This window comes from Myceligenerans pegani, assembly GCF_014892515.1.
In the GTDB taxonomy this organism is placed as follows: domain Bacteria; phylum Actinomycetota; class Actinomycetes; order Actinomycetales; family Cellulomonadaceae; genus Myceligenerans; species Myceligenerans pegani.
In genome coordinates, this window is the sequence record NZ_JADBGR010000058.1 from 15244 (window position 1) to 30506 (window position 15263).

Consider the following 15263-nt stretch of genomic DNA (forward strand, 5'->3'; position numbering starts at 1 on the left):
ACCTGACCTACCCGGCACCGGCTCCGGCCGGCCCCGCGCGGGGCCGGCCGTCCGGGCCCCCATGTCCATCGACACCATGCGACCCGAACACCATGCGAAGAGGGATCAACGATGAACCTGTTGCGCAGACCTGACCAGCGGCGCGCCACGCGCCGCACCCGCCGGGGGCCCACGCGCCTGGCGGCCGTTCTGACGGCCCTCGCCGTGGCCGTGCCCCTCGGAGGCATCGCGCAGGCCGCGCCGGCGTCCGCACCCGCGCAGGCCGCCGTCGGCTCCGTCGACGACGGCGAGCTGCGGATCCTCCTGTTCTACAAGCCCAACTTCCACGCCTCCCACGTCGAGGCCCGCCAGGCCGTGCGCGACCTCGCCACCGACCTGGGCGCGGAGTACTCCCAGCCGGTCGACATCGAGGAGACCGACGACGCGGCCGCGTTCACCACCCAGAACCTGGCGACCAAGGACGCGGTGGTCTTCGCCCAGACCGGAGGCGTGCTGTTCGACGTCGAACAGCGGGCCGCGCTCGAGGCCTACATCCGCGGTGGCGGCGGCTACATGGGCCTGCACTACGCCGGCTGGTCGGTCGGGCAGAGCGAGCACGACGTCAACCCGTTCTACGCCCGCCTCGTCGGCGCGGTGTCCGAAGGGCATCCCGAGGACCCCGCCATCCGCCCGGGCCGGGTGGTGGTCAAGGACGCCTCGCACCCGCTGACGCAGGGACTGCCGGCCGAGTTCACCCGCAGCGACGAGTGGTACGACTGGGTGGTCAACCCGGCGCCGAACGTCCGCACCCTGCTGGAGGCCGACGAGACCTCCTACGGGATGGGCGAGAACGGCAGCAGCCACCCGATCACCTGGTGCCAGGAGATCGACTCCGGCCGGTCCTGGTACACCGGGATGGGACACGCGGGGTCGGCCTACTCCGAGGCCCCGATCCGCACGCAGATGAAGAACGGCCTGGCCTACTCCGCGGGCCTCCTGCCCGCCGACTGCTCGCCGCCGGACAAGGCCGAGCAGGGCGAGTGGAGCGGGGTCACCCCGTGGCCGCTGGTCCCGATCAACGCGGCGCTGACGTCCGACGGCAAGGTCCAGTCGTTCGGCAGCGTCTCCTCGGGCTGCACCGACAACACGCCCTACGACTTCGGCGGCAACTCGTGCGTCACCCAGGGCGGGCAGATGGAGATCGACATCTGGGACCCCGCCGAGGAACGGACGACCGACAACGTCGCGGACAACGTCGTCGCGAACACGACGTACACCGACCTGTTCTGCTCGATGCAGGTCCAGATGCCGCACCGGCGGGCCACGATGACCGTCGGCGGCGACGACGGCCTGGGCGGCAACGCGCCCAACGACGCGTCGCTCGGCGTCACCAGCTACACGACGAACCAGGGCCTGCGCAACGAGGCCCCCATGAACTACCCGCGCTGGTACCCCACCGGGACCACGCTGCCCGACGGCTCCGTCGTCGTGCAGGGCGGCAGCCTCGAGGGCGGACCCGGCGGGCCCGGCGTCCTGACGCCGGAGATCTACACCCCCGACGAGGGCAGCTCCTGGCGCCTGCTGGAGGGCGCCACGAGCGAGGCGGCGTACGGCGACGGCGGCAACGGCACCGGGCCCGACGAGAACCGCTGGTGGTACCCGCGCGCCTTCGTCGCGCCCGGCAACGGCAACGTCTTCAACATCACCGGCACGCAGATGTACGAGCTCGACCCGTCCGGTGACGGCGACGTCATCCTCCGGGGCACCCTGCCCGACGACGTCGCCGACCAGGGCGAGCTCGGCAATCCCGTCGGCGCGACGTCCACCGCGACCATGTACCGCCCCGGCAAGATCCTCCAGGTGGGCGGCGGCTGGTGGGCCAACGGCGGGGGCCCGGACGGCGCCCGTGCCGGGTTCACGGTCGACATCACCGGCGGCACCGACGCGCCGGTGGTCGAGGCGACCGAGCCGATGAAGCACGCCCGGCACTGGGCCACCTCCACCGTGCTGCCCGACGGCAACGTCATCGTCACCGGCGGCTCGCGCGACAACAACGGCAACGGCGGCTACGTCACCAACGCCGAGATCTGGAAGCCCGACACCGGCGAGTGGACGGAGGTGGAGGTGCCCTACGCGCACGCCCGCCTGTACCACTCGACCGCGCTGCTCCTGCCCGACGGCCGCCTGATGCTGGGCGGCGGCGGGACGCCGGGCCCGCGCAACTACACGGACGTGGAGTTCTACTCCCCGGCCTACCTCTTCGACGGCGACGAGCCGGCGGTGCGCCCGGAGGTCACGGGCGTGCCGGAGAAGGTCGGCTACGACGGCACGTTCGACGTGCAGGCCGACGGACCGGTCTCGCGGGTCACGCTGATCCGCAACGGGTCGGTGACGCACGGGTTCAACAACGACCAGAACTTCCAGGACCTGGCGTTCGCCCAGGACGGGGACTCCCTCACGATCGAGACCCCGGCCGACGGCACCTACGCCCCGCCCGGCGCGTACATGCTCTTCGTCTTCGACGAGGACGGCACGCCGTCGGTCGCCGACATCGTCCAGATCGACCCGGAGGTCGAGATGGACGCCCGGTCCCCGCAGCTCGTGGACCAGTTCGAGTACCCGCGGATCCCGGCGGAGTGGCGTTCGGCCAACCCGCCGGCGGTGGTGGACGTCGAGCCCGGCAACGGCCGCATGTCCCCGTGGGAGGTCGACAGCGAGGTCCAGCTCGTCCGCGCGGCCGCGGCGAGCCAGGGCGGCCTCGGCCGCACCGGGTACCACCTGGGCGTGGGCGGCGACGGCAGCCTGACCCGCACGGTCAAGGGGCTCGACCCCGGCCGCGAGTACCGGATCTCGCTCCGCTTCGCCCGCGACAGCCGGTCCGCCGGCACGGCGCCCGGCACCGCCGACCTCTCGATCGGCGACCTGTCGGCCGGCCTGACGGCGCCCCCGGACCTGTCGTCCCAGGACGAGTTCGGGACGTACGTCGGGACCTTCGTCGCCGGAGCGCGCTCGCAGGACCTGACCCTCGCCGCCGGGGACTCCGGCGCGGGCGTCATGATCGACGACCTGGTGATCATCGGCTCCGACCCCGGCGCCTCCGACATCCCGGTGCACTACGAGTTCGACGAGGGCTCCGGAACGGGCGCCGCCAACACCGGCACGGACCCGTCCGTGGGCGCCGCCACGCTGACCGGCGCGACCGGATGGAGTGACGACGGCGTGTTCGGCGCCGCCGCGGACCTCGCGGGCGGTGCCAACGACAACGCGGTGGACCTGCCCGACAACCTGCTCCAGGGCGAGGAGAACTTCACCACCTCGTTCTGGGTGCGCCCGGACGCGAGGACCGGCTGGACCGGACTGTTCCACCTCGGGGACGGGCTCGGGAGCGAGGGGAGCTTCTTCCAGATCCAGATGCAGACCGACGCCGCCCCCGGCGGCACCGGGCTCGCGGCGACGTTCAAGGCCAAGGGCGCCGCGCTGCAGGAACGGGTCTACGCCACCCCGACCCGCGACGTGACGGCCGGCGAGTGGAACCACGTCGCGTTCACCCGGCAGGGTGCGACCGGCACGCTCTACCTCAACGGCGAGCCGATCGCGTCCCGCTCCGACCTGACGATCGACATGGCCGACGTCGGACCGACGTCGAACAACTGGCTGGGACGCAACGGCTTCCCGGACCCGGCCTACGACGGTCTCATGGACGACGTCCGCGTCTACTCCTCGGCGCTCGGCGACGCCGACATCGCGGCGATGTACGCCGAGGGCACGGCGCTCGCGACGACCACCTCGGTCACCGTCGAGCCCGCCGCGCCGTCGCCGTTCGGCGAGCCGGTCACCGTCTCGGCCGAGATCTCGGCCGGCACGGGCGCGGCGCCCTCGGGGGTCGCCGAGCTGTGGGTCGACGGGTCGCGGGTCGGCGGGCAGGCCGACGTCGTCGACGGCGCGGTGCGGTTCACCGACGTCGCCCTCTCGCCGGGGGAGCACGACGTGGAGGTCCGCTTCCTCGCCGACGACGGATGGCGCGACTCCGCGCAGACCGTGCAGCACACGGTCGAGCGGCCGCCGCCCGGCGAGGGCACGCCGATCCACTACTCCTTCGACGAGGGGCAGGGCACGACCGCGGCCAACACCGGCCTGGACACCTCCGTCGGGGCGGCGACGCTCTCCGGCGCGGCCGGCTGGAGCACCGACGGGCGGTTCGGCGCGGCCCTCGACCTGCCCGGCGGGGCGTCGGGCTCGGGCAACCAGGTCGAGCTGCCCGACAACATCGAGGCGGGGATGGACGACCAGTTCAGCGTCTCCGTCTGGGCCCGCCCGGACGCGCTGCCCACCTGGGTCCCGCTGGTGCAGATCGGGAGCAGCACGGACACGTTCTTCCTGCTGCAGTCCAACACCCAGGCCGGCGGCGCCACCGGCTTCGCCGCGACGTTCAAGGCACCCGGCACCCCGGGCAGCGCCCAGGAGCGTCTGGTGCTGGGCCAGGGCAACGACCTGCCGCTCGACGAGTGGACGCACGTGGTGTTCACCCAGAGCGGCTCGGTCGGGAAGATCTACTTCGACGGCGAGCTGCAGGCCACCCGCGACGACTTCACCATCACCATCGGTGACGTCGGGGTGGGCGGCCAGACGACGGCGAACCTCATCGGCGGGACCAGCTGGCCGGACGCCCGCTGGAACGGGCTCGTCGACGACTTCCGGATGTTCGGCTACGAGCTCACCGCGGAGCAGGTCGGCGAGCTGCACGCCGGGACGCCGGTCAACTCGGCTCCGGTCGGGGCGGCCGACGCCTACGGCACCGTCGAGGGCGAACCCCTCACGGTCGAGGCGCCGGGCGTGCTCGGCAACGACACCGACGCCGACGGCGACGACCTGACGGCGACCGGGCTCACGCAGCCGACCCACGGCGACGTCGACCTCGGTGCGGACGGGTCCTTCACCTACACGCCCGACACGGGCTTCGCGGGCACGGACACGTTCACGTACCGGGCGTCCGACGGCACCGCGACGTCGGAGCCGACGACGGTGACGATCACCGTGGAGGAGGACGGCCAGCCGGACAACACGGCACCGGAGGCGCGTGACGACGCCTACTCGGCCGTGGGCGGGGAACCGCTGACGCTGCCGGCGCCGGGCGTGCTCGCCAACGACACGGATGCCGACGGCAACGTCCTCACCGCGACCGGGGTCACCCAGCCCGCCAACGGCAGCGTCACGCTGGAGGCGGACGGGTCCTTCACCTACACCTCCGACGCCGGGTTCTCCGGCAAGGACGTCTTCACCTACCGGGCCGACGACGGGACCGACGTGTCCGCGCCGGCCACGGTGACCGTCACGGTGAAGTCGCCGGCGGTGACGGCGGTGGCCGGGGTCGCGCTCCCCATCACGTACGGGACGGCGGGCACGGTCTCGGTGGCGGTGTCACCGGACACGGCCACCGGTTCGGTCCAGCTGCGCGACGGCGACACGGCCCTCGCGACGGCCATGATCGCCGACGGGCGGGGCACGCTCGTGCTGCCGGCCACCTCGCTCCTGCCCGGCGTGCACGACCTCACCCTCCGCTACGGTGGGGACGCCGATCACCGGCCGTCCTCGTCGACGGTGCGGGTCGTCGTGGAGAAGGTGGTGCCCACCATGGAGATCTCCGCGACCAAGGCCAAGGGGAAGGGCAAGCGAGCGGTCGTCGACGTGTCGCTCACCGCGGCGCACGACGTCCCCGTGACCGGGGAGGTGCGGGTCGCGATCCAGGGCGGTGAGACCGTCGTCGGCACCCTCCAGGACGGCCGGGTCAGCTTCGAGGTGGGCCGGCCCCGTGGCCGCGACCTCACGCTGACGGCCACCTACCTCGGCAGCGACCTCGCACTGCGGGCTGAGACCCGGGTGACGATCAGAGTGAGGTAGCGGAGGAAGCAAGGAACGGGGCGCGGGCCCGGAGAAGGTCCTCCGGGCCCGCGTCCCTCGGCACGACAGCACAGCACCACCTCTCGGGAGCCACCATGCATCGCACGACCGCCGTCCGCCGCGTGATCCTGTCCGCCCTCGCCACCGTCGGCGTCGTCGTCCTCGGGACGACGCCGGCCGCGGCCCACGTGACCATCACGCCGTCCACCACCACGGCGGGCGCCACCGCCGTGCTCCGCGTCGAGATCCCGCACGGCTGCGAGGAGTCGGCGACCACCGCGATCTCCCTCCGGACACCCCAGGGGGTGGAGGAGGTGCGCGCCACCGACACGGGCCGCTGGACCGTCGACCAGAGCGCGGACGGCCTGACCTGGACGACCGACGAGCCGCTGCCGGACGCGGAGCACGACGAGGTCGAGATCTCCCTGCGCCTGCCCGACGACGCCGGCGCCACGCTCGTCTTCCCCGTCGTCCAGCGCTGCGAGGAGGGGGAGGTGGCCTGGACCGAGGTCGCCGAGCACGGCGAGGGGCACGACGAGCTCGAGCGGCCGGCGCCGGTCGTCGTCGTGACCGGTGGGGACGGGGATGACGGTGGTGGCGACGATGACGGTGGTGGCGACGACGGTGACGGTGGTGGCGACGACGGTGACGGCGGCGAGGCCGACGGTGACGGCGACGGCGGCGGGGGCGCGGGTGCCGCGTCCGGGACCGGGGCGCCGAGCGCGGCCTCCGGCTCCGAGGCGGCGATCGCCGAGCCCGGCTCCGACGCGGCGAGCGCCGCGTCGGGGACCTGGTCCCGAGAGCTGGTCACCGCCGGTGCGGCCGGACTCCTGGTGGTGGCAGTCCTGGTGGCCGGAGCGCTCGTGCTGCGCCACCGTCGCCGCTCATGACCCGCCACGGCGCGAGGACGCGCGCCGGCGGCTGGCTCCTGCTGGCCGCCCTCGTCTGCGCGCTCGTCGTCGGCCCGGCGGGTACCGCTACGGCCCACGCGACCCTCATCGGCACGGACCCCGCGGAGGGTGCCGTGCTCGACGCCGCCCCCGAGCGCGTCACGTTCACCTTCGACGAGTCCGTGATCGGCGTCCCGGCGGGGATCAAGGTGTTCGACGCGACCGGGACGGAGGTGGCCTCCTCGTCCTCCGTCCGCGGGTCCCGGCTCTTCGTCGACCTCGAGGACGAGGTCGACGACGGCACGCTCGTGGTCCTGTGGCGGCTCGTCTCCGAGGACGGGCACCCGATCGGCGGCTCGCTGAGCTTTGCCGTCGGCGCCCCCAGCGAGGCGGTGGACGTGCCGGTCACCGGCGCGGACACCGAGGCCGAGGCGCCCCTCCCGCTCGGCCTGGCCCGCGGGCTCGGCTACGTGGGGCTCCTCGTGGCGGCGGGAACGGCGGCCTTCACCGTCCTGTTCCTTCCGCGGGACCGTGCCGGCGACCGCTCGCGCGCCCGGCTCCGCCCGGTGGCGCGGGCGGCGGCCGGCGTCGCGGCGCTCGGCTGGTGGGCGGCCGTGCCGCTGGTCGCGCTCTACCAGCTCGGCCTGCCGGCCGAGGCGCTCGCGGAGGGATCGACCTGGTCCGCGCTCGCGGCCGCCGAGTACGCCGTCCCGGCCGTCGTGGTGGCGGGGCTCGCGGTGGCCGCGTGGTCGCTGCCGGTGGCGGCCGCGCCCGGACGGGCACGGGCCGTGACCGTGCTGATCGGCTGTGCGACGGCCGTCGCCGCGCCGGCGTTCACCGGCCACACCCGGGTCGCCACGCCCGAGGCGCTGGTGATCGGCGTCGACGTGCTGCATCTCGCGGCGGGTGCCCTGTGGCTCGGGGGCCTGGTGGCGATCGCCGTCGTGCTCGGCGACCTGGCGCGTGGTGAGGCCGGGGCCGTCGTACTCGGCACGTTCTCGACGTGGGCGGCCGGCCTGCTGGCGGTGCTCGTGGTCGCCGGGACGTTCCTGGCCTGGCGGATCGCGGGAAGCTGGCAGGCGCTCGTCGAGTCCGGCTACGGTGCCCTCCTTCTCGTCAAGGTCCTCACGGTCCTGGTGGCGGTCGCCGTCGCCGCGTGGAACCGGTTCGCCCTGCTGCCGCGTGCGCGCGCGACGCGACGTCGCCGGGGGAGCGGGTTCCGCAGCGCGCCTCTCGTCCGGACGGCGGTCGCCGAGGCCGGGGTTCTGGTCGCGGTCCTGTTCGTCACCGGTTTCCTGGTGGACCGCAGCCCCGAGACGGAGGCGACGGTCGCCGCCGGCGAGAGCGCGGGCGCGGGCGTCTCCGAGTCGGTGCGGCTGGACGGCATCTCGGCGCGGATCACCCTGGACCCACCCGCCGTCGGGCCGGCCACCCTCACCATCGAGATGACCGACGCGGCCGGGGAACCCGCCGAGGGCTACGAGGCCCCGCAGCTCAGCCTGGCGACCGACGAGGTGGACCTCGGGACGGTGGAGGTCAGCTCCCTCGGACCCGGCGTCTACGCCGGCGACGTCGTGCTGCCGACCACGGGCGAGTGGGAGGTGCGGGTGTCGCTGCGCACCACGGAGTTCGACAACCCGGTGCGGACGGTGACGTTCCAGGTGCCCTGACGCCCCTCCGCCGGGGTGCGGCATGACGGCGTCGCCACCGTCGCGGAGTGTGTCGGTCACCGGTGCGAGACTCCTCGGGTGAGCGAACGTGCACCCGTCCCGACCGACGTCGTCCTGCGAGTGGCCGCCATCCTCGAGCGCCTCCCGGAGTGCCGCGAGCACGACGCCTGGACCGGCGTCGCCTGGAAGGTCCGCGACGCGACGGTCGGGCACGTGTTCGGAGGAGAGGACGGCCTGGTCCGGATCACGTTCCGTGCCGAGCCGGACGAGGTCCTGGCGTTCCAGCACCTCGGGCCGCGGTACTTCAAGGCGGGCTGGGGGAGCAACGTCGTCGGCATGGTGCTGGACGAGCACACCGACTGGGACGAGCTGGCCGAGCTGCTCACCGACTCCTACTGCATCCAGGCTCCCCAGAGCCTGGCCGCCCAGGTGCCCCGGCCGGCGCCGGAGGCGCCCTGAGCAGTCTCGTGACATCGACGCCCACGTGACGGCCGCCCGACTCGTCCGCGAACCGGCTCCTCCGCTCCGCGCTCTGCGAACCCGGCTCCTTCGCGAAGCGCTTCGACGAGCATCGCCTCGGGAGCGGATGGCGTCGGGGCCACTGCGCAGGGATTCAGAGCGCCAGGACAGGGGTTGCGAACCTTTCGGCTCAGGCCCTATTTTGTTGAAGCGCTTCGAAGACGAGGCCACGTCGAAGCGGAGGCTGGGCAGGCCATGACGCGGCGAGTGATCGCCGCTCATCGATCACAGCGCGTTCGACGGGGGATTCAGCCGCCTCATCGAGCGCCACCCGTGCGCGAAGAAGGGCATGATGACCGTGAAGAGATCCCCTGGGAAGAGGCTCGCCGCCGTGGTGGCCGGGCTGGCACTGTCGGTGAGCCTCACCACCCCTGCCGGTGCGCAGGCGACACCTGAGCAACGGTCGTCCGCCATGCCGACGTCGGCGGCCGAGGTGGTCGCGGCCATGCAGCCGGGATGGAACCTCGGCAACTCGTTCGACGCGCAGTGCTGCGGCGAGGGCGGCGAGACCGCGTGGGGCAACCCGCGTGTCGACGACACGTTCTTCGAGGACATCAAGGCCGAGGGCTTCAACTCGGTCCGTATCCCGGTCAGCTGGGGGAGCGACACCGGGCCCGCGCCCGACTACGTCGTCGACCCCGAGGTCATGGAGCGTGTGCGGGAGGTCGTCGACCTCGCCCTCGACGCGGACCTCTACGTGATGATCAACATGCACCACGACTCGTGGCAGTGGGTCAAGGACATGCCCACCAGGCGCGACGAGGTCATGGCCCAGTACGACGCCACCTGGACGCAGATCGCGAACACCTTCCGGGACCATCCCGGCGAGCTGGTGTTCGAGTCCATCAACGAGCAGACCTTCGAAGGCTCCTCCGGCGACGCCGAGGACCACCGTCACATGGCCGAGCTGAACGGCTCGTTCCACGAGATCGTGCGTTCCTCCGGCGGCAACAACGCCGATCGCCTGCTGGTCCTGCCGACGCTTCACACCGGCGCCGAGCAGGTCCACATGGACGCGCTCGCCGCTGAGATCGAGGCGCTCGACGACCCGATGCTGGCTGCCACGACGCACAACTACAGCTTCTGGCCGTTCAGCGTCAACATCGCCGGATACACCACCTACGACGACGAGGTCCGGGCCCTCCTGGAGGAAACCTTCCAGAGCCAGGTCGACACGTTCGTCTCCCAGGGCATCCCGGTCATCATCGGCGAGTACGGCCTGCTCGACGGCTACGATGTCAAGGTCGAGCGCGGCGAGGTCATGAAGTTCTTCGAGCACTTCGGTCATCTCGCCCGGACGACGGGCATCACGACCATGTGGTGGGACAACGGCACGCACTTCGACCGCTTCATGCGCGAGTGGCGCGACGAGAAGCAGTTCGACTACATCTCCTCGGGCTGGACCACCCGCTCCGGCACCGCCTCGACCGACCTCGTGTTCGTCGACGCGTCGGGCAGGGTGAAGGACCGGTCGGTGACACTGAACCCCAACGGCTTGGAGTTCACCGACGTGTACTTCGGGAACATCAGGCTGAAGGAGCGCCGCGACTACCGGGTCGACGGCACGACCCTGACGCTCAGGAAGAGGGTGCTCAGGTACATCCTCGGCGACCGGGAGCCCGGGACCACCGCGCAGCTGGAGGTCCGCTTCTCCGGCGGCGTGCCGTGGACGCTCAACGTGATCAGCTCCGAGGAGCCGGTGCTGGAGGACGCCTCGGGCACCACCGACTCGCTGTTGATCCCCACCGCGTTCCACGGCGACCGGCTCGCCACGATGGAGGCCGTCTACGCCGACGGCACCAACGCCGGGCCCCACGACTGGACCTCCTACAAGGAGTTCTGGACCGCCTTCAAGCCGGACTACGAGGACGGGACCATCGAACTGCCGAAGGCGTTCTTCGACGCCGTCGACGACGACGCGCCGGTGACCCTGACGTTCCACTTCTGGAGCGGCGAGACCCTGCAGTACACGGTGACCCGCGACGGCACGGCCGTCACCGGCACCGCCTGAGTCACCGGCACCGCCTGACCCGCGGAGGTGCTGAGCCCAGCACCTCCGCCCGATCAAGTTCCGACGAAAGGAGCAATGATGCTTCCAGAGAGACGAACGGCGTCCGTCAAACGGCTGATCACCGGGGTCGTCGCCGCGATGGTGGCGGCCGGCGTATCCGTGACCGGCTGGACGCCCCCGGCGTCGGCCGACACCATGACACAGCTGAACGCATCGGAGATCGTCGCTGACATGGGCGCGGGCTGGAACCTGGGTAACAGCCTGGAGGCCAACTCGGGCGGGTACCCGAGTGAGACCGCGTGGAACAACCCCACCGTGACCCAGGGTCTGATCGACAGCGTGCAGGCGGCAGGGTTCGACACGATCCGGATCCCGGTGTCGTACCTGAACCACATCGGGCCCGGTCCGGACTACGGGATCGACGCCGCCTGGCTGAACAGGGTCCAGGAAGTCGTCGACTACGCCTACGACCGGGGCATGTATGTCGTGATCAACATGCACGGCGACGGGTACAAGACCGTCGACGGCTCCTGGCTGATCTGTGACGCGTCCGATCAGGCGACGATCAGGGCCAGGTACCAGAGGGCGTGGCAGCAGATCGCCACCAGGTTCCGGGACTACGACGAGCGCCTGATCCTCGAGTCCATGAACGAGGAGTTCGACGGGCAGTACGGCGAACCCACCCAGCCGTGCTACTCGAACATCAACGGCTACAACCAGATCTTCGTCGACACCGTGCGGCAGACCGGCGGAAACAACGGTTCGAGGTGGCTGCTGGTCCCCGGCTGGAACACGAACATCGACTACACCGCCGGGGACTACGGTTTCGTGATCCCGACGGACAGCTATCGATCCCCCTCCGTTCCTGGCGACGAGCAGCGGATCATGATCTCCGTTCACTACTACTCCCCATGGGACTTCGCCGGGGAGGAGAACGGGAACATCACCCAATGGGGCCCTGGGGCGACCGATCCGTCGAGAACGTCCACCTGGGGGCAGGAGGACTACCTCGACACACAGCTGCGCAAGACCTACGACGCGTTCGTCACGCGTGGATACCCGGTCGTCGTCGGCGAGTACGGCTCGATCGACAAGTCGTCGCACGACCCGGCGAACGGCCGGTACCGCGAGGACTTCGCGCACACGTTGGTGGCCACCGCCAAGGAGTACGGAGCGGCCACCATCTACTGGGACAACGGCGTCAACGGGCAGTACGGCTTCGGGCTGTTCGACCGACACTCGTATGCGGTGACCCAACCGGGCATCGTCGATGCCATCATGCGCGCCCTCGGCGACGACCCGGGCGGGCCCTCCGACTCGGTCGAGATCGTGGGCGTGGCGTCGGGGCGCTGCCTGGACGTTCCCAACTCCTCGACGACGAACGGGACGCAGGTGCAGCTGTGGGACTGCTGGCAGGGCACCGGCCAGCTGTTCGCACGCACCTCCGCGGGCGAGCTGAGGGTCAACGGCAAGTGCCTCGACGCGGAGGGCTGGGGTTCGACGAACGGCACGCGGGTGGTGATCTGGGACTGCACGGGCGGCGACAACCAGCGGTGGACCGTGAGCTCGAACGGCACCGTCACCAACGTCCACAACGGACTCTGCCTGGACGCCAACGGCGCCGGTGCCGCCAACGGCACCCAGATCATCCTCTGGGCCTGCCATGCCGGCGACAACCAGCGCTGGACCCTTCGATAGACGCCCCGGACCGCAGCGGCGCCAGCCGCTGCGGTCCGGGGTGGCACCTCAGCCCGTGACCGCCGCCCGGCGGCGGCGCGCGTCGACCAGGACGTCCACGTTGTCGGTGCGCTGCTCGATGCTGCCGACGCCCGCGGGCAGCGACCTGACGGCGGGGTCGGTGACGGAGTCGAAGAGTGCGGGGACGAGGGCCGGTTCGATGTGCAGGTAGGGCCGGTCCCAGAACGGGACCACGGGAGAGGGCCGGGAGGGGAGGCCGGCGTCGGCCTGCAGTCGCGCGAGCCGTTCCAGGACGACGCGCAGCGCGTCGCCCCGTTCCTCCCACGAGGAGGCGCGGAGCGTCGCCTCCAGGGGATCGAGGATCAGCGGCGCGACCGGCAGGGCGCGCAGCATGGTGCCGCGCCACTTGGGGTAGGGCGCCCACGTGCGCGAGAGCAGGAACGCGAGGTGGACGGCGACGTCGGCCAGGCGCGCGGCGATCGTCCGCGAACCGAGCTCGTCCCCGCGGTCGCCGGTGCGTCCCAGGAGGGGGAGTTCCTGGTCGAGCCGCTGCCAGTCGCAGGCGACGACGTACCGCCAGACGTCGTCCGGGTGCCACGTCAGGGCGCGACGCAGGCGCGTGAGGTCGCCGGGCCCGTCGTCGAAGACCTCGCCGGCGACGGTCTCGAGCGCGGCCTGGCCCGTGACCGACAGCCAGTCGCCGACGGTCGGCTCGTTCCGCGGGTCGAAGCCGAGCCGCTCGCGGGCGAACCCGGAGACGGTCAGGACGTCGATGCCGAGCGCCGGCCCGGGCGAGCCGCTGTAGTGGATCCGGGTCGGCAGCCCGCGGAACGACTCGGGCAGGTGCACCTCGAGCGCGGCGCGCACCGGGCCGACCCGGGCCTGTGCGACGAAGAGCTGAAGCCGTAGCCCCCAGTCGTGGTCCCGTGACATGGCGTCGTCGAGCCCGAGCACCTCGGATCCCGCACCGACTCTCGCGGCCGCGTACGCGACGCCCGGACACCGCTCCTCGAGCAGCGGCCGGACCACGTTCCGGAGGTAGTCGCGCGCGAGCGCGAGGCCGCGCCGACCGCCGGGAAGCTCATCAGTCACCGTCGCACCGTAACGGTGTCGCGACCAGCTCCCGTCCGTGCGTATGGTGTAGTTCCCTCCGGCGGCCTGTCGGGTCGTCGCTCCCGATGACGGGGTTGGTCGTGTCCACGCACCAGGCGCCTGCGCGGCGGTCCGACCAGCCAGGACTGGATGGTCGCCGTGCCCTTCTCGAACTATCCGCACGAGTTCGCCGTCCGGGCCACGACGGTCCTCGGCTCGCACCTCGAGGCGAGCATCACGATGCGCGAACACGGTCTCGCCATCCGTGCCGGCAGCAACACCCGCGCGTCCGGCCGCTGTGACCAGGTCGAGGCGATCACCGGCGTCGGGCCCTGCATCGACGCGATGGACGAGCTCAGGGCACAGATCGTCCCGACGATTGCAGTCGAGACACGCTGGACGAGGTGGAAGGAGCAGGCGCTCAAGGAGGGCTTCGTGTCGGCCGTCGCCGTCCCCGCGGTCGTCGAGCCCGAGGTCTCGGCTGCCCTCAATCTGTACGCACGCTCTGCCGACCCGTGGACGCCGCAGCTGCTGGCCGCCGCCGACTCCTACGCCCAGCTGATCGCTTCGGCGATCCGCCTGCGCCTGGAGGTGGCTGCGCTCGAGGATGCCGCTACCGGACTGTACAGCGCGATGTCCGACACGACCGTCGCGGAACGCGCGATCGGCGCGATCATGCGCACCAACCAGTGCCACGAGGAGGAGGCACGGAAGGTCCTCAACTCGGCTTCGCACCGCCGCAACGTCGAGGTGCGCGAGGTCGCCGAGACCGTCCTGCGTGCACTCGTCTTCGAAGGGAGGGACGAGACGGGCGCGTAGCGGGGATGGGCGCAGTGGAGCGCGGTATCCGTCCAGATGTCGCTGCCGTTCCGATCCGCGGCGGCCGGTTGGCGGCGCGCGTGGTACGGCTCACGACATCCCTCCGCTCGCGGGCTCGCACATATCCGGTCGAGCCTACGCGGCGCGTCGCCCGCGCGGTATGCCACGGCGGCGCTGCGTCCGATGCGGGCGCATGGAAGGCTTTGTCGTCAGGGCTGCCGGCGCACGCGATGACGCTGATCGATCTGGGACCTTCGGCGTCATCGACCGCCGCGGCAGGCGTGGAAGCGGAACAGGGGGCGAGTGCGTCATGAGTGAGATCACCGAGTGCCCGCGGTGCGGTGCCCACAACGTCGTCAACCGGCAACCGGTCGACGACGAGGGCTGGTGGACCTGCCGGGCCTGCCAGGCACACGGGCCGGGCGACGTCGAGCGTTGCCTGTGGGGAGAGGCCGAGCATCCCGCCGAGCCGGGGTACCTCATGTGCACCGAGCACCTGGCCGAGCACCTCGCCCGGTACGGGCCGGGGGCGCGGGCGAAGGACGGTGACCGGCTGGTCGAGCAGCTGGAGCTGGACGAGGCCGGCCGCGCCACCGTCGTCCGCGCGCTCGCCGCGCCCGCGCTGGCGTTGATGGTGTACGCCGCCTTCGACCACCGCACCGGCCGCGTGGACGGCCGCAGGGTCTG

The 15263-nt window shown here is 71.9% G+C and carries 9 protein-coding genes; 8 read left to right on the forward strand and 1 reads right to left on the reverse strand.

Features of this window, described 5'->3' with window-relative positions:
- Positions 1 to 111: 111 nt before the first annotated feature.
- The 6 genes from IIE03_RS06065 to IIE03_RS06090 all read left to right on the forward strand — a co-directional run bounded on the left by IIE03_RS06065 (position 112) and on the right by IIE03_RS06090 (position 12665).
- Complete coding sequence (locus IIE03_RS06065) at positions 112 to 5877, forward strand: LamG-like jellyroll fold domain-containing protein (RefSeq protein ID WP_192861850.1); 5766 nt, start codon at positions 112 to 114, stop codon at positions 5875 to 5877.
- Positions 5878 to 5972: 95 nt separating this feature from the next.
- A complete protein-coding gene (locus tag IIE03_RS06070) occupies positions 5973 to 6767 on the forward strand; it encodes a YcnI family copper-binding membrane protein (RefSeq protein WP_192861851.1) in 795 nt (264 codons plus the stop codon).
- A complete protein-coding gene (locus tag IIE03_RS06075; protein ID WP_192861852.1) occupies positions 6764 to 8437 on the forward strand; it encodes a copper resistance CopC/CopD family protein in 1674 nt (557 codons plus the stop codon). Before IIE03_RS06070 ends, IIE03_RS06075 begins: the two co-directional genes overlap by 4 nt.
- Before the next feature lie 78 nt (positions 8438 to 8515).
- Entirely contained in the window at positions 8516 to 8896 is a 381-nt protein-coding gene (locus tag IIE03_RS06080) for an MmcQ/YjbR family DNA-binding protein (protein WP_192861853.1), read from the forward strand.
- A gap of 352 nt (positions 8897 to 9248) precedes the next feature.
- The gene (locus IIE03_RS06085) at positions 9249 to 10967 is read left to right on the forward strand and encodes a cellulase family glycosylhydrolase (protein ID WP_192861854.1); all 1719 of its coding nucleotides are present in this window, start codon (positions 9249 to 9251) and stop codon (positions 10965 to 10967) included.
- Positions 10968 to 11045: 78 nt separating this feature from the next.
- Positions 11046 to 12665 carry a cellulase family glycosylhydrolase gene (locus IIE03_RS06090; protein ID WP_192861855.1) on the forward strand — a complete coding sequence of 540 codons (1620 nt, stop codon included), beginning with the start codon at positions 11046 to 11048 and terminating at the stop codon, positions 12663 to 12665.
- 48 nt (positions 12666 to 12713) lie between these two features.
- Here the strand turns inward: IIE03_RS06090 and IIE03_RS06095 are convergent, their stop codons facing one another.
- Positions 12714 to 13757 (reverse strand): DUF4037 domain-containing protein, encoded by a 1044-nt coding sequence (locus IIE03_RS06095; protein ID WP_192861856.1) that lies wholly within the window; start codon positions 13755 to 13757, stop codon positions 12714 to 12716.
- 159 nt (positions 13758 to 13916) lie between these two features.
- Here IIE03_RS06095 and IIE03_RS06100 point away from each other — a divergent pair, with 159 nt between their 5' ends.
- Together IIE03_RS06100 and IIE03_RS06105 are read left to right on the forward strand one after the other, a co-directional pair.
- A complete protein-coding gene (locus tag IIE03_RS06100) occupies positions 13917 to 14576 on the forward strand; it encodes an ANTAR domain-containing protein (protein ID WP_192861857.1) in 660 nt (219 codons plus the stop codon).
- 310 nt (positions 14577 to 14886) lie between these two features.
- A partial coding sequence (locus IIE03_RS06105; protein ID WP_192861858.1) for a hypothetical protein occupies positions 14887 to 15263 on the forward strand: 377 nt, incomplete at its 3' end.